The sequence below is a fragment of the Paenarthrobacter sp. 10L420 genome (genome assembly GCF_056395385.1).
The window spans coordinates 23,295-45,127 of record NZ_JBFTJK010000012.1 but is presented as its reverse complement, the minus strand read 5'-3'; the positions used below and the strand labels follow the sequence as shown (position 1 = coordinate 45,127).

21 protein-coding genes and 2 pseudogenes are annotated in these 21,833 nt (G+C 60.8%); 11 read left to right on the top strand and 12 right to left on the bottom strand.

Annotated elements, in window-relative coordinates; genetic code table 11:
• Positions 1-84 precede the first annotated feature (84 nt).
• On the bottom strand, positions 85-651 hold the full coding sequence (locus AC1DD5_RS16885; RefSeq protein ID WP_477522177.1) for an NAD(P)H-dependent oxidoreductase: 567 nt from the start codon (positions 649-651) through the stop codon (positions 85-87).
• Positions 652-737: 86 nt separating this feature from the next.
• On the opposite strand from AC1DD5_RS16885, the gene AC1DD5_RS16880 reads away from it, so the two are divergent.
• Complete coding sequence (locus AC1DD5_RS16880; protein ID WP_477522176.1) at positions 738-1,343, top strand: TetR/AcrR family transcriptional regulator; 606 nt, start codon at positions 738-740, stop codon at positions 1,341-1,343.
• 237 nt (positions 1,344-1,580) lie between these two features.
• Here the strand turns inward: AC1DD5_RS16880 and AC1DD5_RS16875 are convergent, their stop codons facing one another.
• The 3 genes from AC1DD5_RS16875 to AC1DD5_RS16865 form a co-directional block, all read right to left on the bottom strand.
• Positions 1,581-1,706, bottom strand: a complete 126-nt coding sequence (locus AC1DD5_RS16875; RefSeq protein WP_477522253.1) for a DUF7660 family protein — start codon at positions 1,704-1,706, stop codon at positions 1,581-1,583.
• A 7-nt stretch (positions 1,707-1,713) separates the two neighbouring features.
• The gene (locus tag AC1DD5_RS16870) at positions 1,714-2,565 is read right to left on the bottom strand and encodes an SMP-30/gluconolactonase/LRE family protein (protein WP_477522175.1); all 852 of its coding nucleotides are present in this window, start codon (positions 2,563-2,565) and stop codon (positions 1,714-1,716) included.
• A gap of 244 nt (positions 2,566-2,809) precedes the next feature.
• Positions 2,810-3,112, bottom strand: coding sequence for a hypothetical protein (locus AC1DD5_RS16865; RefSeq protein WP_477522174.1), 303 nt, complete (start codon positions 3,110-3,112; stop codon positions 2,810-2,812).
• 56 nt (positions 3,113-3,168) lie between these two features.
• On the opposite strand from AC1DD5_RS16865, the gene AC1DD5_RS16860 reads away from it, so the two are divergent.
• Positions 3,169-3,489 (top strand): hypothetical protein, encoded by a 321-nt coding sequence (locus tag AC1DD5_RS16860; protein WP_477522173.1) that lies wholly within the window; start codon positions 3,169-3,171, stop codon positions 3,487-3,489.
• Between the two features lie 74 nt (positions 3,490-3,563).
• Positions 3,564-4,700 (top strand): FAD-dependent oxidoreductase, encoded by a 1,137-nt coding sequence (locus tag AC1DD5_RS16855; protein ID WP_477522172.1) that lies wholly within the window; start codon positions 3,564-3,566, stop codon positions 4,698-4,700.
• Positions 4,701-4,821: 121 nt separating this feature from the next.
• Here AC1DD5_RS16855 and AC1DD5_RS16850 read toward each other — a convergent pair whose 3' ends face one another.
• The 7 genes and pseudogenes from AC1DD5_RS16850 to AC1DD5_RS16820 form a co-directional block, all read right to left on the bottom strand.
• Positions 4,822-5,295: a DUF6278 family protein gene (locus tag AC1DD5_RS16850; protein ID WP_477522171.1), complete on the bottom strand. Its 474-nt coding sequence runs from the start codon at positions 5,293-5,295 to the stop codon at positions 4,822-4,824.
• Positions 5,296-5,498: 203 nt separating this feature from the next.
• Positions 5,499-5,786: a hypothetical protein gene (locus AC1DD5_RS16845; RefSeq protein ID WP_442004424.1), complete on the bottom strand. Its 288-nt coding sequence runs from the start codon at positions 5,784-5,786 to the stop codon at positions 5,499-5,501.
• A 436-nt stretch (positions 5,787-6,222) separates the two neighbouring features.
• Positions 6,223-7,608: an APC family permease gene (locus tag AC1DD5_RS16840; RefSeq protein ID WP_477520253.1), complete on the bottom strand. Its 1,386-nt coding sequence runs from the start codon at positions 7,606-7,608 to the stop codon at positions 6,223-6,225.
• A 179-nt stretch (positions 7,609-7,787) separates the two neighbouring features.
• Positions 7,788-7,916, bottom strand: a pseudogene (locus AC1DD5_RS16835) (MBL fold metallo-hydrolase); the annotation flags it as partial.
• Between the two features lie 327 nt (positions 7,917-8,243).
• Positions 8,244-8,477 (bottom strand): hypothetical protein, encoded by a 234-nt coding sequence (locus AC1DD5_RS16830; protein ID WP_477520254.1) that lies wholly within the window; start codon positions 8,475-8,477, stop codon positions 8,244-8,246.
• 144 nt (positions 8,478-8,621) lie between these two features.
• On the bottom strand, positions 8,622-9,575 hold the full coding sequence (locus AC1DD5_RS16825; protein WP_477522170.1) for a pentapeptide repeat-containing protein: 954 nt from the start codon (positions 9,573-9,575) through the stop codon (positions 8,622-8,624).
• A 74-nt stretch (positions 9,576-9,649) separates the two neighbouring features.
• Positions 9,650-10,042 (bottom strand): Imm10 family immunity protein, encoded by a 393-nt coding sequence (locus AC1DD5_RS16820; RefSeq protein WP_477522252.1) that lies wholly within the window; start codon positions 10,040-10,042, stop codon positions 9,650-9,652.
• Positions 10,043-10,246: 204 nt separating this feature from the next.
• Between AC1DD5_RS16820 and AC1DD5_RS16815 the strand changes: the two genes are divergently transcribed.
• Together AC1DD5_RS16815 and AC1DD5_RS16810 are read left to right on the top strand one after the other, a co-directional pair.
• Positions 10,247-10,618 carry a hypothetical protein gene (locus AC1DD5_RS16815; RefSeq protein ID WP_477520257.1) on the top strand — a complete coding sequence of 124 codons (372 nt, stop codon included), beginning with the start codon at positions 10,247-10,249 and terminating at the stop codon, positions 10,616-10,618.
• An 858-nt stretch (positions 10,619-11,476) separates the two neighbouring features.
• Positions 11,477-12,013, top strand: a complete 537-nt coding sequence (locus AC1DD5_RS16810; RefSeq protein ID WP_477522169.1) for a hypothetical protein — start codon at positions 11,477-11,479, stop codon at positions 12,011-12,013.
• Between the two features lie 152 nt (positions 12,014-12,165).
• Here AC1DD5_RS16810 and AC1DD5_RS16805 read toward each other — a convergent pair whose 3' ends face one another.
• Complete coding sequence (locus tag AC1DD5_RS16805; RefSeq protein ID WP_477522168.1) at positions 12,166-13,035, bottom strand: hypothetical protein; 870 nt, start codon at positions 13,033-13,035, stop codon at positions 12,166-12,168.
• 183 nt (positions 13,036-13,218) lie between these two features.
• Between AC1DD5_RS16805 and AC1DD5_RS16800 the strand changes: the two genes are divergently transcribed.
• From AC1DD5_RS16800 to AC1DD5_RS16775, 6 genes and pseudogenes are all read left to right on the top strand, one after another.
• A complete protein-coding gene (locus AC1DD5_RS16800; protein ID WP_477518661.1) occupies positions 13,219-13,575 on the top strand; it encodes a hypothetical protein in 357 nt (118 codons plus the stop codon).
• 1,284 nt (positions 13,576-14,859) lie between these two features.
• Positions 14,860-15,349 (top strand): annotated as a pseudogene (locus AC1DD5_RS16795) (recombinase family protein).
• Between the two features lie 354 nt (positions 15,350-15,703).
• The gene (locus AC1DD5_RS16790; RefSeq protein ID WP_477522167.1) at positions 15,704-16,687 is read left to right on the top strand and encodes an ABC transporter permease; all 984 of its coding nucleotides are present in this window, start codon (positions 15,704-15,706) and stop codon (positions 16,685-16,687) included.
• Entirely contained in the window at positions 16,687-17,646 is a 960-nt protein-coding gene (locus AC1DD5_RS16785; RefSeq protein ID WP_477522166.1) for an ABC transporter permease, read from the top strand. Before AC1DD5_RS16790 ends, AC1DD5_RS16785 begins: the two co-directional genes overlap by 1 nt.
• Positions 17,643-19,790, top strand: a complete 2,148-nt coding sequence (locus AC1DD5_RS16780) for a dipeptide ABC transporter ATP-binding protein (RefSeq protein ID WP_477522165.1) — start codon at positions 17,643-17,645, stop codon at positions 19,788-19,790. The genes AC1DD5_RS16785 and AC1DD5_RS16780 overlap by 4 nt, the downstream gene beginning before the upstream one ends.
• Positions 19,791-19,864: 74 nt before the next feature.
• Positions 19,865-21,592 carry an ABC transporter family substrate-binding protein gene (locus AC1DD5_RS16775; RefSeq protein WP_477522164.1) on the top strand — a complete coding sequence of 576 codons (1,728 nt, stop codon included), beginning with the start codon at positions 19,865-19,867 and terminating at the stop codon, positions 21,590-21,592.
• Positions 21,593-21,833: the final 241 nt, after the last annotated feature.

The window sequence follows — 21,833 nt, the reverse complement described above, 5'->3', positions numbered from 1 at the left end:
AACGTGGACACCGGAAACGCAAATGCCCCCGCGCCGTCCTGCGGGTTCGCAGGCATCGGAGCGGGGGCATTTAAAGCGAAAAGACTAGGCTGCTGCTTCTTCTTCCTGAACGGCAGTCAGGGGCTCGAAGATGGCCTTGATCTGCTCAACAACCTCAGCGTCGTCCTTCGGGTGCAGCTCAGCGAAGCGGATCATGGAACCCGGGACGGCCAGCTTGACGTCGTCAAGGACCTTGGCGCCGGCGATGCCAACAGCCTTGCGGGCCTCGTCCTGTGCCCAGACTCCGCCGAACTGGCCGAAAGCGGTTCCGACGACGGCGGTCGGCTTGCCGGTGAGGGCGCCGGCGCCGTACGGGCGGGACAGCCAGTCGATGGCGTTCTTCAGCGATGCAGGCATGGTGCCGTTGTGCTCGGGGGTGACAAGGAGAAGGGTGTCGGCGTTGGCTGCAGCAGCGCGCAGGGCTGCGGCTTCGGCGGGAACCTGGCCTTCGACGTCGATGTCCTCGTTGTAGAACGGGATGGTGCCGAGGGAATCGTGGATCTGGACGTCTACGTTTTCCGGCGCGTTCAGCTGGATGGCTTCGGCGAGCTTCTTGTTGTGGGAATCAGCGCGGAGGCTGCCGACGAGGGTAAGAACGGTGCTCTTTGACATGGTGTCTCCTTTGTAAGTGTTTGGACCTTCACTGATACTAAACGGACCGCGGTCCGGTTTCTATTCCCGGGTCTAGAATGTTTTTTGTGAGCTCGATCCCAATCCAGCCGGACGTGCCTTTTGGTCCGCCTCATGAGCGCAGTGACGCCGCCCGGAACCGCGAGCGGCTCCTTTGCGCTGCCCGCGAGCTGGTTGACGAGTTCGGGGTGGAAGCACTCACCATGGACGCGCTCGCCTGCAAGGCCAACGTTGGCAAGGGGACCGTGTTCCGTCGCTTCGGTAGCAGGGCCGGCCTGATGATGACCCTACTGAGCGACTCTGAATCTGAATTCCAGCGCGGCTTCATGTTTGGTCCGCCACCCCTGGGCCCGGGTGCGGGGCCCAGCGAACGGCTGGTGGCCTACGGCGAGGGCCGCATCTACTTCGTGCTGGAAAATGGCGAGCTCCTGAAAGCGGCCGCAACCAGTGCCCGCAATCGCTTTGACGTGCCGGCCACTGTCCTCGCCCACCGACATATCGAGGTCCTGCTGCGTGAGGCAGGAATCGCGGATCCGTGGGTCATGGCGATGTCACTGCTTTCAGCGCTGGACCCGGAACGGATCGTCAACGACGTACGCGTCCACGGCATCTCGCCGAAGCGGCTTACGGAATCCTGGCGCGAACTCGTGACGCGCCTCATGCGATCTTCCTAGCTCAAGTCTACTCTCGTTCGTGCTTTCGTAGTCCCTGCCTAAGTTGAACGAGGGTGAGTCTCACAAGGGGAGCCCGCTGTAAGCGCCACGGTGCCTGCGACTGTGACTTTCGGCGATAAGTGGCGGTGTTTTTACAGCGCTATTTGACGTATGCCTATGTCCGCTAGGGGATCCTTTACCGGGGGCTGACACGGGCAATCGGGAAGGTGAGATGGTCCGCGCCGAAATTGCAGTTATTTATAGATACACTCTGGCAGCGAGTAGCATCTGGGCGAAAAGCGTCCAGGAAGGTACGTCGGGCACTGGTTCGCCCCGGTTGATGAAGTAACCATCCGTGTCCTTAGCATCCTCGCGGTTATTCAGGCGCCGGTCAGATCGGCAGCTCAGTCACGTAGATCCGGGCGCTGCGCCGCTCCTGCACCGCCCTGAGCTGGTCGACTCCCTCGAACTCGTTGCAGAGCAGGAACAAGTGCCGACCCTGCGGCCCGCCGAGCGCGCATGAGAAGCACGGTAGGTCAGTTTCGATCCGATGGGTGATCTCGCCGCCCTCGAGCACCCGGACGACTGCTCCAGCGGGCGCGCCCTCGACGTGGGTGTGCGCGAAAGTGTCAGCCGTCTGGGACCAGATACCGCCGGCGGCGTCAATGCAGATGCCGTCGGGTCCAAGGCCCTCTGCCCAATTGCGGCGCCGGGACAGGGAGCCGTCGCGCCCGATGTCGAAGGCCGATAGTCGACCGGCGAAGGACTCAGCGACCACGAGCGTCGATCCGTCAGGAGTCACGACCATGCCGTTGGGGAACTCGATGTCGCCGGCTACCTCGCGAGTGGTGCCGTCTGGGGCGACCAAGCGGATCCACCCCGGTGTGGGTTCCCCGCCCCCGGCGAAGTCGAAGTCGGCCCCGTTTACGTAGATGTGGCCGGCCGGATCGACGATGACCTCGTTGCCTCCCTGCTCGCTATACCTGTCGGTTGAGCCGTCTGGCCGCACCAGGGCCAGATCCGCGCCGGAGACCAGCAAACCGCCGTCGGGCAACCAGTCGATTGACCAGCCCATCCTCGTCGGTCCGGATGCCATGACTTCAGTTTGGCCCAGGAGGTCGACGGCCAGCACCTCACCGGCACCCCAGTGAGCGAACCACAGGCGGCCTTCGTGCCAACGTCCGGACTCAATCATCGCGAAGCCGTCCGCAAGCAGACGCGGGGCGGGGAGCATCTGTGTCATGGCAACGATCCTGCCCTAGGACAAGCCCGCGGCGCCAGACGTACCGCAACGGCATCCCGATCCGCCGGGAGCAGGCGGTAGCTGCACCAGTACGGGTCGGCCCTGACAGCATCGACCTGGCTGCGTTTCAGGGCCCTCGCAGCCATTCATCGGAGTGGCTGCGCCAGGCCCAAGCACCCACGCGCTCGGTAGTGCAGACGATGATTGACCGGGGCGGACCCGACTCCTGGACAACGTCCTTACGTCAGTTTTTTGCTCGAAGCAGGTGGTGCTGGAGCGTCTCACTCATCCAATCGGCGAGGCGATGCGGGGTCCAGCCGAGTTGCTCTACGAGTTCCCGGTAGAGGCCGGGGGCGGCCAGGCCGCGGAATATTGCCTGTGCCTCGGCCAGGGGTACGGCGAGTTCGCCCCCGAGCGCGGCGATCATCGCGTCCATGATCTGGTCCCGGCCTGCGAGTTTGGCGCGCAGCAGCTCCCGTGTCTGGGGGCTCTCGTCGGTAGCAAGGACTGGGCCACCCGAGGCACTACGGCCTGGGTGCGTTTCCACGGACGAGGAACAAACACGGGACCGTTCTTCGGACCACCCAGCGGAAGCCGGTCGAGGTGACGGTCATCGACATTGCCGTCGTCGTCGACGGACGTATCGCCGAGCACTGGGGCGTTCCGGACCGTTTCTCCCTACTCCAGCAGACGGGTGTACTGAGACGCCTAATGCCCAGCGGCTCTGTAGTTTGGCATCGGCGTGGGAAGCTCAAAGTTGTAAGCAGCAGGATCCTTTACAACAGCAGGGCCCGTGTGAATGCGGGCCCCTGTCGGCTGCCCAGGGTCCTCCTCTGCATGTGGTGCCAGGGACCAGCCAACAGCAAAGGCTCGTACTCATCTGTGTCTCGTGGAACTGGGACCACTTTGATCCTGCCCGCATGATTGCCGCTGACTTGCCCGAGCAAATTGGGGTCAATACGCGGGATCCGCCAGGGCTGAGTGCTTGAATGAAATGCATGGTGGACCGCAACGTACTGATCTCCGGCGCCGGCATTGCCGGTTCCACGGCCGCGTATTGGCTGGCGAAGGCAGGTTGGTCGGTCACGGTTGTGGAACGAGCGGCCGACATCCGATCTAGTGGCAACCCTATTGACGTACGTGGAGGAGCCGTCGCTATTGCACGGCAAATGGGCATCTGGTCCCACCTGGAAGAGGTCGCGACCGGAGTCGAACGCTTGGTCTTCGTCGACGCCGACGGGCGTGCACAGGCAATGATCCCCACGCGGCTACGCGGTGGCAGCCCAGAGGAGGTCGAGGTCGCACGAAATGAACTCGTCGACGTGTTGCTTGAGAAGGCACAGGAGACAAGCCTCATCATCCGGGACGATTCGATCACCGCCTTGCACCAGGACGACAGGGGTATCGACGTCCAGTTTCAGCGGACCCCTTCCCGTCGCTATGACTTGATCATCGGGTCCGACGGACTCCACTCCACCGTTCGCCGCTTGGCATTCGGCCCCGAAGAACGTTTTTCCCGCCCCTTCGGCATGTTCGTCGGTACGGTGCGCGCGCCTGCGCCGATCGAAGATCCGCGCACTGTGCTGTTGTACAACGAACCAGGAACCTCCCTGACCATCCATCCGGCAGGTGGGAAGCCCGGGTTCGCATTCATCTTCCGGGGACAGCACGATTTCGACTACCGGGACGCCGAACAAGGCAGACGCATCGTCGAGTCCGCCTACGCGGGCGGCGGATGGCTCACAAGGCTCGCCCTTAAGGAATGGGGCGCGTCCGACGATAGGTACTTCGACGCCGTCACACACGTGGACGTACCGCAGTGGGCTGCCGGCCGAGTCGTGCTGCTCGGTGACGCGGCAAGTTGTATCTCGCTGTTCGGTGAAGGATCCAGCAACGCGATCGTTGGAGCCAAGACCCTCGCCGACTCCATTGCCGCGCACCCTGATGACCACACCGCCGCTTTCGCCGACTATGAACACAAACACCACAAACACGTTCGACAGCAACAACGAGGCGCCGGCATCGCATCCCGCCTCCTTGTACCCAAGACCCGGTCGGGCATCACGATACGCAATGCTGCGCTAAAGGCCCTTCCCTTCCGGAGCAACCGACGAAACCGAGATTCACAGGGATAAGTGACGGGCTTCCGCAAATGGTCTTCCTAAGCGCACCACCTTTCGCTGCACGGCTGAACAGCGCACGAAAGGCGCCGTTTGAGGATCCTTCACTGGACACTCGTTCCCGCATCAGCAGTGCCTAGTTGCCTCGGAGTCTCTCTTCGTCAATGAGGTCGATTGCGTGGTCGAAGTTCATCACTAGGGTCGGGGAGCCTACATCAAGCCGTCGTTGAGCCACATGAATAACCGAAATGCTTGTGTTTCTCCTTATCCGGACCATTGGGAAGCCCTCTTCCATAACTTCCCAATGAGCTCCCGGGATGGCGTGAGTGAGAACGTCTCCGTAGAACATGCCAACGGCCGCAGCGAGTCCCGTTAGATCTTTCCTCGCCTCCGGGTCCTCAATCAGAGCGTCAATTACGACAAGGCCCTCGCGTGAGCGGGGAAGGACCACTCGTTTCCCTTGGCAGTAGGTGAGGAGCTCGTCGTAACCGCCAACGTTGATTGGCGCAGGAGAGGTTTTATTAGTGGCCGGCTTGTACTCCGCATATCTCCGGGCCATTGCAGGAGGGAGTAATTGAAGCGGCTCTTCGGTCTCGTCCCGGTCAGGCATGCCGTCATGCTACGCGGATATGGCCCCGGAGCGGCACTGTCAAATAGGCTGGAATCAAGGGGCACTTCGGCGCCCGGTAGAGGATCCCTTAACGGGCGCATGTGAAATCGATTTCGATCTTTTGGCCCGAAGCCGCGCCATCCCGACCGGGCTTGCGCCGATCCATGAGCGTGGCAGCGCCTGGTCGGCCTCGCCGTGCACGGTCAACGAACCTCTCTCGGGCCATACCAGACGCCCTCCGGTGGGCCGATCGCTCCGGCCCTCTCGCGGGCGTCGGCCAACGTGGCGGAGGAAGCGAACTGCCGGGCCAGGTCGAGATCGGCCATGTCCATCGCAACAATGACGGTGTTCGGAGTCTCCGCGTCGAGGTAGGTTCCGGTGACCACCAGCCCGTGGCGGCGACGCACCGCGTCCAACTCCGGGTCGTGAAACACCGCATCCCATCGGGCGACGTCGGCGACGCGCTGCTTGACCAGCATGATTCCCGCCATGAGAACTCCATAGAAGACGACGATTTTGTTTGCCCATAGTCTTCCTCTAGTTTCGTCGATGTCAAACGGAATGCACGTTCTCTTAAGACGGAGGAGCCAGGACCAGCAAGACGGGCCAGCCAGGACCAGAAATCCGGAGCCCGGTCTCACTTAGTCGGCTCAGCGCCCCCCAGAGAACCGGCGGCCCATTACGTGCCTCAAGCCATGGTCACCGTGTTGCAGATTCCCGCCCCGACGGGCACCGTGCCCGGTGAAGGATCCCTAACCGGACGCTTTGAAGCGTCTGGAGAGCCACCGGCTTACGGGCAGGAAATTTCATGCTGTTGATCACGATCCCCCTCACCATGCCGGGTCTGCCGTGCACGACGCTCGGATTTCATAAACCTTGCGCCGTCGTGGGGCCCCTTTCAAGACCCGCCGCCCCAGCCCGGGCACCTCAGTTGGGCAACTTTCCGGGCCCTCGCACACCTTCGGGCCGGCCCGCCCTCACCCATAAGCGGTGAAGGACGGCGGCGATGACGAGGGCGGCGGCCAGGCTGACCAAAGGCAGACCCCGAAAGAGGTTGACCGCCAGGGTGAACGCCACGATGAGGACGCCCGCCCCGTTCATGACCACGTAGCCCGTCCGGCCGTCCCGGTGGGAGAAAAAGGCCATGGCCGCCAGTCCGGCCAGGAAACTCAGGAACACTGCCACGGCGTAGAACAGGACAAGGGTCTGGTCCTCGCCGCCTGCCGCTGCCGTCAGCCCTGCCGCCAGGACGGTGAACAGGAGGACGCCCCAGTAGGGGATGAAGTGGGAGTTGGTGCGTCCCAGCCAGGCGGGGAGCACGCCGGGAGATGTCCCGGCACCTGACCCGTGGGGAGCCAGTGCCTTAAGCAGCCCTGGGCCGGCCTGGAATGACGATGACGCGGCGGAGAGCAGCAGGAGCGCTGTGGTCAGCTGGAACGCTGCGAACACCGGGGCTGGGGCGGCTGCCCGGGCCAGTTCGGCGATCTGGGTGCTATTCCCCTCCGGTATTCCCACCTGCAGCCGCACAGCTTGGGCCGCGATCCCCATGGTAATTGTCCCCACGATGCCCAGGGTGAGCCAAAGGGTAATCTGCCCGAAACGCCGGCGCCCGTCGTCGTCCAGCTGGCCCAGCTCGGCGATCGCCGTGGACGGGGCCTCGACGCCGGTTGCCAGAGCCATCGCCACGGGAAAGGCCAGGACGACGGCGATGAACGGGGCGTGGCCCGGGTCCTCACCCACGGTGCCGGACGGGGACGGCGTGGCGCCAAAGGCGAACAGGAGAACAGTTGCGGCCGTAGCGATAAATGCGCAACACATGACGGCGAACACCAGCCGGCCAAGGCTCCCGAACAAGGTCATCCCGCCCACCAGTGCCACCAGTACCAGGGCGATCAGCAGGCGCCACGGGGCCAGCGTAGGAGCGTAGGCAATTGCCGCCGACGACGCGGCGGAGACGCTGATGGCAATGGTGAGGCTGAAATCGACCACCAGCGCGCCGATCGGAAGGAAGGACCAACCGTCCCCGAAAGCATCGCCGACGGCGGCAGAGGCGCCGCCGCCCTTGGGGTAGCGAATCACCAGCTGCCGGTAGTTCAGCACCACCAGGGCGATGATCGCCACTACCAGGCTCATGGTGGGTACCAGCAACGCAAGGTCGCCGTGGAGTGCCCGCAGTGCCGCCTCCACCGCATAGGCCACCGAGGACACGGGGTCCGCCATAACGGCGAAAGCGAAACCAGCCAGCAGGAGGAAGCGCGAACGCTTCACCGCCGGAAGTCCGGAACCGCCCCGCCGGACTTCATTGTCAGCCACGTCTGGGCCCCGTTCCAATTACCCTAGTGGTCCCGGTGGGATTCCTGCAGGGGCTTGATGAACCAGCCCGGACTGCTCCGGGCCTTAGGGCAGCACTGGGATTGCATTCGTGGCATCGCCGGGGGTGTCGCGGATGGACTGCCAGGCATGCCCGGGCACGGCAAGCCGAAGATGTGCAGGTCCCCCCGCTCGTCAATCTCCCTGGCGCAGTTCTGGTGGCCCCAGAATTCGGCAACGCCATCTGCCGCGAAGACGGCGTTGCCGAAGAAGTCGTCATAGTGCGCGTGGGTATTGACGACGACCACCGGCATTGTGACATTGTTTCTCCAAACCTCCGGCGAGCTGCTGCGTTCGTCTTGGCCTCGATTCTACGCACCGGCTTTGGAGTTCCCGGAGGCCGGATGCCGGGCTTCCACATTTCTCCATTCGTTACCTCACTGAAGGCCAAGAGGTCATGCGTCTGTGATGATGTGTGTTGCAGCTGACCCGCGAAGGCGACACCGGCACCGTCCGGTTAGGCCCATTCTGCAAAGACCTCTCAAATCGTCCCATTTAGCGGTGGTCCACCGGGCGTTCAAGCGCCCGTTTGGGGATCCCTTACCGTGCCCCAACACAGTCGTCTGAGATCAACCCTTTTAGGCCAGACTTTCCAGTGTTGAAAGAACCAGAGGACGAACGTCTGATGCCTCGGAGTACGGCACACCGCTTCCAGGCGAATACAGCGAAAGAACGTAGAGCAACTCTTCCGTCCGGTCGTCGCTGAGAAACTCCTCGATAAGAACTCCTTCCAACGCCTGTGCAGCACGCACGGACTCGTCGCCGCCCAGGAACCGATCGGCTGCTTGCTGGAGTCTTTCTGAAACGCTCATGATTCCGTTACCGTAGCAAGAGTTCTGTTCATCTAGCGCTTCCCGTAAAGGGATCGGTTTACGGACATCCGTCCCGCGAATGCCCAAGCTCGGAAGAAGGTGCCCCGGACGCACGGTACGCCCGGGCACTTCGGAGCATACTCGCTAACGCGCTTGCCCGATTAGGCTCTCAGCCAGGGCTGCCAGTGGCTCGCCTCCCCAACTGAAGTAGTCCGCCCGGTTGAACACCCCGACGGAGGAATCCTCGCCGGGCAGCTTCAAGGCGAGGCCGAACACGGCCCTGAGCATACGAGCTTCCAGGGACTCGTCGTTCTCCAGCAATTCCAGAACTCGTCGTGCTACGCCTGGGAAATTGGGGACGATGTCGATGCCTTCCGGCATTTTGACAGCTTCAAAGTGGCACCCCCGGAACTCAACGTCGCGGAAAGTAGCCCCGCTGAAGTCTGTATCCAGGAAGACACCGGGCTTGGCATTTCCAGGGATCTGCCGCCCGTCAAAGAGAACATCCTGCAGTGCGCCGGTGAACTGGCAGTGCTGAATCGTCGCCTGATGAAATTCAGCCCCCTTCAACTTTGTGCCCTTGAACGTAGAGCGCACGATCGAACATCCCGACGCTAGTAACCCTCGCAGGTCCGCTCGGTCAAAGTTGATGTTTCGCCACGCGTTGCCCCGGCCTTCGTACCAGGTCCCCAGTGCGGCGTCCCGCAGCCCTGCTTTGACAAAAGAACTGTCCCTGACCTCGCTGTCCCAAAGCCGCCAGTCAGCACAAATCGCGTTATCAAAAAGACAATCAACAATCACGGAGCCGAAGAAGCGGAGGCTGGATAGCTGGGCGTAACTCAGGTCGAGTTGCTGCCAGTGAACGTCACGGAATTCGTGCAAGCCGGACATTACAGTTGCCGTGTTACCACCGACGGCAAGAGTGGGGCCAACCGTCGGGGCGGGCAGCGCCAGCCCTCTTAGGTCGCACCGTCCATCGTGTACCCCGACGTCCTTGGGTAAGCCGCTGCGCGTACCGTGGAGGAATCGAAGCACTTCTCCGGCCAGGGTCCGACCGTCTGCTGTTTTCCACCGTTGTTGAAGTGCTTTTATAGTCATCGTGTGAACAAGCCTATTCCTGGCCCCGCCCGGTAGAGGATCGGCTTACGGGCGCTCTAACACTTACGGGCGCTCTAACAATTGAGCACCGGCGGATTGCCGTCTCCGCCAAGAACGGACTGGAGCCCCGTCACCAATTCATCCATTTGATCGGCACTAAGATCAAGTGACAGCTCCAACTCTGGTGATTCAAGTCCCAATTTTTGGACACCATCCTCCAAGAAGACCACGCGCAGTCTGCCCTCCTCGACGAGGGCAGACGAAAGACACCCATAGGCGCACGCGCCGTTGGTCAGGGTTACGCAGTAGGAGCCCATTCCTAGGGCCACATCCTGCTCATCAGGATCCAACGAACGCTGGAATTCCAACTGCCATGCGGGGGCAAGAGCCTCCTGATCGGCAAGCACCACGGCTTCGAAGCCCATCTCTTCATCCCGAAAGTGACTCACGGCCCTAACTGTCATCATGGGCAGCACGAAATCACCTATGTCTTCCCAAACCAAACTCGCCCGGTAAGGGATCCCCTTCCGGTCAAGTCGGCACTCGGGGAGGCTGCGAGGCAAACTTGGTCAGTTTTCCTCCTGCTTTTGAGAGGACATGGCCAGGATTCTTTGTCACTTTCCGGTTCACGGCGGCTTCTTCGGTGAACTCCAACTCCCTATGGTTACTACATGAGCAGTCCACAGACCAGGCGTGCCTTGGCCTCAACCGAGTACGAAATCTGCCGGAAGATACTTGAGGCTTTCGGTGACACGAACCTCATAGCGCAGCTTGAACACACCGAAGCGGTAGTCGGCCGACTGCCTATGCATATCGACCTGGTCGTCAATCCGGGCCAGCCGAGAAGTGGGCGACGCAACGGCCCGGTACCAATAAACACCAGTGTCGTCTCAGACGCAGGAACTGATTACGGCGAGATACTCATCTGGATCTCTGATGGCTATTTGTCAGGTATTGAGCACCCGTGGTGGTCCGATGAGATCCCAGTGGCCTGGCCTGCGCCAACGAATGTCAGGATAGAGGGACGAAGCGTCTTGGGTTAAACCGAGGACGGACGGCTGGACGCGACGACGCGGCGGTGGCCTAGGGGCAGCGTCGAAATTGTTCGAGGGAGGATAAATCCCGAACCCCACGAGCAGACGGCCAGGAGCACTAAGCAACGTGCCCGGCAAAGGATCCCTTACCGGGCGGCTATCTCTATCGAGGCAGCAGGAGTTGGCTGCCTCTGGTGGACGTTGGTGCCGTCATTTGGACAGAACCCGACGACTTTGCCGCTACAGACTGAGGAGGAAGCAGGTTCATTGCGTGGCTCAACTATCCCTCCCTTTGCGCCTGTAGTCTGGAAACCTTGCGGTCCAGCCGCTCAACTTGTTACTGGAGATTGAGGATTCGAAGATGGTCCATCCTGTCGCACAAAGGACAGCGGGCAGCCTCCCCAAAGTGCTCCGAACATCAAGTTACCTCTGGCTGGCAAGCGCGATTTTAGCTTGCATTCAGCCAGTCATCTTGATTGTCACGCGGGAGGCAAGCGTCATTGTAGTGCTCGTTGGCGGTCTGGTCCTCCTTCTATTTACGGTTATTCAAATCCGGGCAGCATTGGGACTCCTTCGAGGTCAACGCTGGGCGAGGGTGGTTCTTTCTATCTTGGCTATTTTGGCTCTCGGAGGAGTTTTCAATAACGCACTGACGCCTCTCTCAGTAGCGGTCCTGATCTTGACGGTTGCCGGTTCTGTGCTGATGTGGATGCCAGCATCCAGCGGATACATCCGACAGTGTGGCCCCTCCGGCGATCAAGCGCCTCCTCGCGAGCCCCAGCTCTAGAGCCCGTAGAGCGGTGCCTTCCTTCCTCCGCTGGCCTCAATGTCCGGTAAGGGATCGGCTTACGCTCATCAGTCCTTAGCATGCCCACGGCTATGTCGGGTGACGTGGTGCTCAATGCCGTTTCCGGCAGTGGCAGTTTCCTGCTGGATAATCAGGGCATGCTGATTCGAGAGTCCAAGGCCCAATTGGAGCAGATGCTTGCGGTGACAGGGGCCGACGAACGCATCGGCGCTCGGAATCCCGGTGCCGTGATGAACGTCTTCGAACGTTTCGCGGCTATACCGGCCAAAGATTGCGCCCCTGGGGACGAAGATGGCGATGGCGTTCTTGCCCAGTTCGGGACCTACGGGGCGCGGGGCATCCAGGAATTCAACGTGGATCTCACACGTCAGTTCATTGAAGCCGGTGACGACGATGCTCCGATGTGGCAGCTGTCATGCACGTTCTACTGGGATCCGACTCCTGAGACCGTTGCACTGGGCGGTGGCAGCCTGTGGTCCTTCGGCTCTCAGCTCGAAGACTTCTTCAGGAACGCTGCGCTGCTACCCGGATGGGGATGGGCGCTTGGCACAAATGAGCGGCCCAAGTCTCTGGAAATCACACTGGACCAGGTCTGAGTGAGCCCAGGGCTTAATGCTGAGCCCGAGATTTGCACCGAGCTATCTGGCAACCGAGAGTCCTTTCGAAGCGGCCGCCCGCTAAGGGATCCTCTTCCGGACGGTAGCACCGAAGCAACTATGGAGGTGCCAGCGCGAGTGGAAGAGCTCCCTTAGGCCACAAACGCAGGTGGATGGTTTGTATGTATAAGGTCGACGCCTTGGATTTCTGGTCGCCAAAGGAGTGCATGCCTTTGTCCATCGGCGATTATGCTCAACTCCACGCTGTCTCCCTTGCGTACGGGTCCAACAGGGCTAGCGAATCGATAGAAAATACCAAAGGTGCTTGGTTCTCCTGAGACGCCGTCGGCCACTAGCCAAAGGATAACGCCAGCGCGGCCACCGGACTTATTTACAACCGTGGCTCTAATTTTCCGCCATTGAACACCGGAGGCGACGAGTCTGCGGGCAGCGCCAAAATCGGTGAGTTCCGTCCACAGCGCGAAAGCGACCGCGAGCGGTGCCACCACAAGAAACACCGCAAAGAGTATGGGGTTCGGATGGCCCGCGTCATCGATCCCGTCGAGCCAGATGTCGTGAGGATCAGATGCAGCGACGTTGATCCGGGCGTGCGATCCAACCGGTGGCAGGGTGATGCAGTAAGCATTAGTCTTGGCGACGCCGTGCAGCGCTTGCTCATCTACGGTGTAGCTCAGGTCGAGTTGGCACGAGGCAGTGCGACTGCGCGGACTTTCCGTTTGTGCCGTAACGGTTCCCTCGATCGTGGTGTAGGTGGCTGTTGCATGATTGATGCCGGCAACTACGGCCCACCCTAGCCATGCCGTGACGGTTCCGATGACGAGTATGGCTGCGGAGCGCTTTATCAAAAGTCTTCTGCGTAGTCGACTGCCTTCCCAGACTGGCTGTTCGCGGTCGGGCAGAGGGGAAGCTTGAAGGCGTGTCTGCTCAGTTATCTGTACCCAGTCACTCCCTGAACCTTGGGATTCGGAATCGATCAAGGCGTCGGTTTCTTCGCGTCGCACGGCATTCTTTTCCTCCAATGGAGCGCGTTCTGGATGCATCAGTGAGCGCACAGCACAGGCCCCTTGAATGAAATCACCCTACCGGGAGTGCGTGCCAGCGTGGCTATTACACGCTAACGTGGGCTGCCCGTAAGCCGGTGGCTATAAGGACACTCGGCACGGGACACGCCTTATGATCCAGCTATGACCGTTCCGGATCTTTCTGCAAGCCAGCGCATCCTTTTGTGGCAGGCAGTCGAGGACTATGGAGGTTTATGGGAATCCCCTTGGGAACTCCGAGCACTCTACCCTTCTGCCAGCGAGGAATACCTAGCGATGGAGGCAGCGAAAGCTGCCTCGGAACTCCTCAGCATGGGACTGGTTGAGCTCTACTACTGCCAGGAGCCTTACGGCGCAATGAGGCTGATCCCTGATGCTAAGGCCGCCGAGTTGCTTGGCACCAGCGACGTCTGGAGAGTGCCTCTACCAGGGGGCATTTCTGTGCGGTTTTCGGCAACAGAAGAGGCCGCCGCCATCTTCTTCAACAAGAACTGGCCTTAAACCCCATTCGGCTAGACCATCAACCAAGCGAATCTCTCTCGGAAGTCATCAAAGCACTTCGGGCAGACCCACGTATAGGAATCATCGCTAGTCACCCAGGCCTCGTTGTACTCGGCGTGCCCAGTCCGGTCATCTGATATCTCCGTCGAGCAGAAATCGCAGTGATCGTGGTCCCAGCCCTCCCGGTATGGAGTCCATGCAGTAAAGCGCATTCTGCGCCCAGCGAGATAACGCTCCTGCCCCATCAAACGCCAATCTTCGTCCACGACTTGAGAATACTGGCTCTAGGTGTCGGCTGGCAGGATGACCATGACGAATGCTGCACATTCGTCCGCACGGTAGCCGATCCTCCACCGGACGCGGCCATATTCTGCCCACGCCCATAGGGTCCGACGCCGGTTAGTCTGAGTGTATAAAGGCCTCGCGGAACTCTTATCGCTGCTCCCGTGCTGGTGATTATCGTGGTTGCAGTAATTGTGACCTGGGCAAGTTTCGGTGACCGCCCGGGCCCCATGACCACTGCGGCGCTCAGCAGCGTCCTCGGAAATGGATACGGAGCACTAACTTGGTGAGCAATTTTGCAGAGCGTCAGCTCCTGCCTGGCGTGACGGCCTATGAGCTTCTACTGTGGCGATATCGATGCACAACGGCAGGGTTGGTCGTGCTCGCAATAACGTTTGTCTGCAGCGTATCGGGTATACCGCAGTCCTGGTTTACGACGCTTTTGATGGTCGCAATCGGTTTAACATCGCTTCCGCTAATCGTTCTCATCGGTAGCGTCGGAATGCGGGAAAGAGCTGAACGTCAAGCTGGTTACACAACGCAAAGATTCGGGAGCAAAAAGTTGGAACAGCGGGACCCTTACCTAGGGCGCATCATCCGGCGTCCCGGCGAACCGTACCTCTCCCGAGACGAGTTCCTTCAGATAGTAAAAAACGCAAAGACTACGGCGGAACGGCTGGAACCAAGACCGTAGAAGCGCACAAGGTGCGCAGCGGGGTAAGGCAGCAGCTAGGGTCTCCGCAGACCCAAAGACCCCAGGGCTTTAAGGGCCAGGTTGTTCGTGCCGAACGCGCCCGTAAGCCGGTCGATCACCGTGCCCAAGAAGCGCGCCGCCACGTCCCGTTTAGTTACTGGCCCAGACCATGTACGTAAGACCCGCACGATGAAATGCACGATGATGGGGGGATTACTGCAACCTTGTTTGCTATGGCTGGAATGAGAATCGGCTATGCCCGGGGCTCGACAAACCACCAGGACCTGACCGCCCAATGAAACGCTCTCCTGGCCCTTGGTTTGAACAGAAGCAGATCTTCGTCGATCACGGACCGGCGGGAGCGAACCGCGTCCGCCCAGGCCTCCGTGAAGCGATGGCGGCATGCCGAGCCGGCGACACGCTCGTGGTGACAAAGCTCGACCGACTGGCGCGGTCCCTTTCCGATGCCCGGGACATAGCCGATGAGCTGACGGAAAAGGGGTAGTCCTCAGTCTCGGCGGCAGCACCCACGACCCGACTGACCCGGTAGGCCGGCTGCTGTTCAACGTCATGGGAATGGTGGCCGACTTTGAGGCGGATCTGGTACGGATACGCACCCGCGAGGGCTTGGCGGTCGCTAAAGCGAAGGGACGCCTGAAGGGAGAGCAGCCAAAATTATCCAAGACGCGCCGCAAGCATCTTCTGACGCTGCACGACGTCGGGGAGCACACCCAGCCTGAATTGGCGGAGCTATCCCGGACCACGGTGTACCGCGAGCTCCAAAGGCGCGCCATGTGAAGATCGACGCGTTGATCGACCTCCTTGCGGGCTGCGCCATGCGACAAATAGCGCCGTGAAAAAGCCGGCATGTACAGCCAAAAGTCAGAGCCTCCGCCGTCGAAATCGTGACGCGAAAACAGATAACAATCTGGCTGCAGGCGTGAAACCGGCCCTCATTGAGCGAAACGTGAAGCAGTTATTGTGGTAGTTTCCTCTTGAATGTGACCCATGCCATACAAGGGCGGTGTTCACGTGGAGGGGTCTTGGGGGGCCATCACCCCTCATGCCAATTCGTAGCTGACGCCGGCCACAGCCGGGAACCGCGGAAGGACGAGCATTGATCTTTGCCACGATCCAGGGCAGCCGCCCGACATGCTGAAATATCTGACGAAGCGGTCGGGCATCTACCTGATCATGATCTTCCTGACGACGAGCGCGGGCTATTTCCTGGCAGTATCAACGCTCAAACCCGCGGTCCTGGAACAGGAGAAGATCCCGCGGCCAACCCCGGAACAGGTGGCGGCCTCCTTCCGTGGACTGGGCCTGGACCCCGACGCCAACCCATGGGAACGCTACATCGGCTGGCTCGGCGGCATCATCACCCGCTGGGACTGGGGGCGCAGCCCAAACGGGGCATTCGTCAACGCGGAATTCGCTGACCGGGTACTCGTTTCCACGCGGCTGTTTATCGCCTCGATCATCCTGACGCTGATCATCGGCGTCGCTCTCGGCGTCTATTCAGCAGCCCGGCAATACAAGTACCAGGACCGCGTCATCACGTCCTACAGCTACCTGGTGCACATCCTTCCGGCACCGATCGCCTACTTCCTGGTCCAGTTGGGCGCAATCAGCGTCAACGAAACCGTAGGCCAGCGCATCTTTTTCGTCACCGGCATCTCGACGCCGGGGATCGACCCGGGGTGGCCGGCTTTCGTTGACCTTGTGGCCCACTACGCCGTGCCCACCTTCGCGATGACCATCTTCGGTTGGGCCGGTTACCAGATCGCCCAGAGGCAGTATCTCCTGGACAACGTGAATGCTGACTTCGTCCGCACCGCCAGGGCAAAAGGGCTTACCCGCAACCAAGCCATCCGCAGGCATGCCCTGCGGGTGTCCTTCATTCCCGTGGCGCAGAGCATTGCCTTCACCATTCCCGCGATCTTTACCGGCGGCTTCTTTGCGGAGGCGATCTTCGCCTGGCCCGGCATCGGACTGTGGAGTATCCAGTCGATCGGTCTTCAGGACGTCAACGTCGCCACGGCAACGCTGGCCTACGGCTCGGTGATCTTCGCAATCGGCGCCATCCTCGCCGACTTCGCGACGACGCTGGTCGATCCGCGAGTGAGGGTCCAGTAATGACGAACATCATTGATCCCATTGCGGAAATCGACGAGTCAAGGGTTGCCGATCAGGACGTCGTGATCGGGAAGTCCCGCATTATCTTCCGCCGTTTCATGCGGAACCGTACCGCCGTCGCCGGTTTGTTCATCTTCCTGGCGCTGTTCCTCTTCTCCCTGTTCGGCGGATTCCTGACGCCCTGGGACAAGGACACGATCGATCCCCTCAACATCGGCATGGGACCATCACCGGATCACTTCCTGGGTACGTCGCAGGCCGGCATTGACCTTATGGCGCTCATCGTTGAAGGCACACGGATCTCCATCTTAATCGGCCTGATCGTGGGCGGCGTATCTGTCCTGATTTCCGCCGTCTACGGCTGCACCATGGCGTTCTTCGGCGGCAAAGTGGACGCCGTGATGTTGTTCATCCTTGAAGCCCTCATCATGATGCCGGCCATTCTGGTGGTCGCAGTGGCCACCAGCGGAGGTGGCGGACTCAAGGACCTTCCCAGCTGGCTCCTGCTGATCATCGTTTTGTTGTTCTTCAGCTGGATGGGTACCGCCCGCCTGGTGCGCTCGTTGTCGATGTCCCTCATGCAGCGGGACTACGTCAAAGCCGCCAAGTACATGGGTGTTCCCTCACGCAAGATCGTGTGGCGCCACCTCGTCCCGAACATCGGCTCACTGTTGGTCCTCGATTTCACCCGCGGTATTACGGGGGCCGTCCTGGCCGAAGTGGCGTTCTCCTTCATTGGCATCGGCATCAAGCTCCCCGACGTCAGCCTGGGTGTCCTCATCGGCCAGGCCACCGGACAAGTGTCCTCGTTCCCGTGGATGTTCTGGGTACCGCTGACCGTCATGTTCCTCCTGACCGGTTCGCTCGCCATGATGAACGACGGCCTCCGAGACGCCTTCGACCCCAGCTCCAGCTCCATCGGACGGGCCAAGACCAAGACCGCAAAGGCTGGCAAATGAGCACCAACACTTCCCAGACTCCCGCCGAGCGGCTCCGCGACGCCGGGCTCTACGCACCCGGCGACGCCGTCCTTAGCGTCCGGGACCTCAACGTCCGCTTCAATTCCGAGAACGGCGTTGTCCACGCAGTGCGCGGCGTCGATTTCGACCTCATGCCCGGGAAAACCCTGGGCATTGTGGGCGAATCGGGCTCCGGAAAGTCCGTGACGTCCATGGCCATCATGGGACTCCTCCCCGAGACCGCTGACATCTCCGGTTCGGTGCGCTACAAGGGCAAGGAACTCCTCGGCCTGAGCGACAAAGCGATGTGCAAGCACCGTGGCAGCGACATCGCCATGGTGTTCCAGGACCCGCTATCGTCTCTGACCCCCGTTTACACCGTGGGGAACCAGATCATCGAGGCCTTGACCGTCCACAACCACACCATGAGCAAACAGGCCAAAGAAGCCCGCGCCGTCGAGCTTTTGCGGATGGTGGGCATCCCGAGCCCCAAGGACCGGCTGAAGGCATTCCCGCACGAATTTTCCGGCGGCATGCGCCAGCGCGTGATGATCGCCATCGCGATTGCCAACGATCCGCGGGTACTCATCGCGGATGAACCCACGACGGCGTTGGACGTCACCATCCAGGCGCAGGTGCTGGAAGTCCTGCACACAGCACAAGAGGAGACCGGCGCCGCCGTCGTCATGATCACCCACGACCTCGGCGTCGTAGCGGGCATGGCCGACGACATCATGGTCATGTACGCAGGTAAACCGGTGGAAACCGGGACGGTGGAGGACATCTACTACAACCCCCGGATGCCCTACACCATGGGTCTCCTCGGCGCCGTCCCGCGCGTTGACAGCGCCAACAAGCAGTCACTGGTTCCCATCGAAGGCACGCCGCCCAACCTGGCCCTTCCCGTAACCGGCTGCTCGTTCGCACCGCGATGCCCGCTGGCCAGCGACGCCTGCCTCCACGGTGAGCCCGAGCTCTTTTCGGTCCCAGGTTCCCAAGGCCACCGGGCCGCCTGTATCAAGACGGACGAGCTGTCCGGGGAGGCGGACGCGCACGAGATTTTCCAGGCGCCGCCCAAGCCCGTTTCAAAGTTCGACGGCGTCGCCCGCCTTGAGCGCGCCAAGGTCCTTGAGCTCAAGGACGTGAAGAAACACTTCCCGCTGCTCAAGGGCGCACTGATCAAGCGCCGGATCGGCACGGTCAAGGCCGTTGATGGCCTGAGTTTCGACATCCGCGAAGGTGAGTGCCTGTCAATCGTGGGCGAGTCCGGATGCGGCAAGACCACCACGCTGCTGGAAATCATGGAGTTCCACCCGGACCAGGTGGGTGAAGTGGTCATCGGCGGCGTGAGCAACAAGGCAGCCACCGACTCCAAGACCAAGATGGCCATGCGCAAGGAAATGCAGATGGTGTTCCAGGACCCCACGGGTGCACTGGATCCGCGCTTCACGGTGTACGAAGTCCTGGCCGAACCGCTGGAAAACCTGGGTATGCCCAAGGCCGCCGTACGGAAGCGGATCATGGAACTCATGCGGCTCGTGGGCCTGCAGGCGGATCACGTCAATCGATTCCCCAACCAGTTCTCCGGAGGCCAGCGCCAGCGCATCGGCATCGCCCGGGCGCTCGCAGTGAATCCCAAACTCGTGGTCCTGGATGAACCCGTCTCTGCTTTGGATGTCTCCGTCCAAGCCGGCGTTATCAATCTGCTGGACCAGCTTCGCGCCGAACTGGGCCTCAGCTACCTGATGGTTGCCCACGATCTCTCCGTGGTTCGCCACATCTCGGACCGCGTAGCCGTGATGTACCTGGGCAAGATCGTGGAAACCGGCGATGTGGATGAAGTCTTCGACAATCCGCGGCACCCCTACACCAGGGCCCTGCTCTCTGCCATCCCAGTACCGGATCCCCATCTGGAACGCACACGTGAACGCATCATTCTGCAGGGCGATCTGCCCAGCCCGCTTGATGCGCCAAAGGGTTGCAATTTCGCAACGCGTTGCCCCGTATTCGCCGCACTACCTGCCGCCAAGCAGGAGAAGTGCCTTACTCTGGAGCCGCCACTTGCTTCAGAAGGTCAACAGGAGTTTGCATGCTTCTTCCCGGACGGGGAAATAGATGCCGACATGCTGGTGGTGCATGCCTGACGACAAATGACTCATTGATTGAACCCTGTATTCAATTCGTAAAGATTTCCAGTCGTAAACATGAAGGGCAAACCATGAAGAAGTACACGACGATCGGCGGCGTAGCAGTTGCAGCAGCACTATTGCTGACCGCTTGCGGCGGGGGAACGCCGTCGGGTCCGGCCTCCCAGAAGGCCGAAGAAGCTGGCGGCGACATCAGCAAGCTCATTAGCGTTAACGCCAAGGAAGCCAAAGACCTCCAGCAGGGCGGCACTGTCACCCTTGCTGTGGGCAGCATTGGCCCGGACTTTAACGGCTTCTCCAATGTGGGCAACAGCGCAGACAACTCGGCGCTGATGACCCCGGTAAATACGGCTTCCATCAACAGCGGCGGCATTGGCGGCTGCTGGAAGTTGGACTTTAACGGCAAAGCAGAGCCCAACAAGGACTTCTGCGAAGACGTCAAGAGCGAAGTCAAGGACGGCAAGCAGACCATCACCATCAAGGTCAACGACAAGGCGACCTGGAACGATGGAACGCCGATTGACGTCAAGACCTTCGAGAACACGTGGAAGATGCTGAAGGGCGACGACAAGTCAATCGACATCGTTTCCGCCGGCGCCTACGCATTCGTTGACTCGGTCAAGGCCGGCGCCAACGACAAAGAAGTCATTGTCACCACCACCCAGCCGGTCTTCCCGCTGGAGGGCCTCTTCTTCGGCCTGATCCACCCCGCGATCAACACCCCGGAAATCTTTAACACGGGCTTCGCCGGCAACATGCACCCCGAGTGGATGGCTGGCCCGTTCAAGGTTGAAAATTACGACACCACAGCAAAAACGGTCACCATGGTTCCCAATGACAAGTGGTGGGGACAGAAGCCCGTCCTCGACAAGGTCGTCTGGCGCCAAATGGAACCCAGCGCTACGATTGCCGCCTTCAAGAACGGTGAAATCGACGCCGCCAATGGCCGTACGCTCGGCCGCTACAAGCAGCTCGAAGGTACCAAAGACGCCGACGTTCGTCGTGGCCAGCGCCTGTTCGCAGGTGGCCTCAACCTGAACGCCAAGCGCCCGGCCCTTACTGACGTTGCCGTACGCAAGGCGATCTTCACGGCAGTGGACCGCAAGGCCATCCGCGATGTCCGCTTCAACGGCTTGAACTGGTCCGAGGAAAGCTCGGGCTCCATGATGCTCATGCCGTTCTCGGAGTACTACCAGGACAACTACCCCGTGAAGGACACCGGCGCTGAGCAGGCCAAGAAGGTCCTCACCGATGCTGGTTATGCCCCGAACGACAAGGGCATCATGTCGAAGGATGGCGTCCCCGTGGCCTTCAAGATCACCAACTTCGGCGACGACCCCACCACGGCCGCAACCTCACAGACGCTGCAGAATCAACTCAAGGCTGCCGGCATGGATGTCACCATCGACCAACGCGGTGACGCCGACTTCGGGAAGGTCATCGGTGGCCGCGAGTTCGACGTGACCATCTCCGGTTACACCGTGGGCGCGGACGCCACCGACGCCGTGAAGCAGTTCTACGATTCGTCGACCAACGAAAACGGTCTGGGCGATGCTGAGCTCGACGCTGAAATCAAGCGTCTTGCGACTATTGCTGATGACGCTGAGCGCAACAAGGCTGCCATGAACGTTGAGAAGAAGCACATGGAGAAGTACTTCTCCATGGGCACCGTCCTCAACGGCCCGGAGATCCAGTTCGTGCGCACGGGCCTGGCCAACTATGGCCCGTCCCTCTTCAAGAGCCTGTCCAACGTTCCGGACTGGACCACTCTCGGCTGGGAAAAGGGCGCCAAGAAGTAAAGCCCGGCTCCAGGCCTAATAACACGGCAGGGCTTAGACACAAGAAGGCCGGGAGCTCCCTGAACCTGTTCATCGGTTCTGGCAGCTTCCGGCCTTTCCCGTGCCATCCCTCTCTCACATCCTGCGCCCTTTCGTGGGACGTTCTCTCGGGTCCCGCCTCCTTTTCCGGATCCCTCTCTCACATCGCCTGTACATTTCGCCCTTTATGTACATTAGGTACAACTGGCGCTAGGATAGGCGC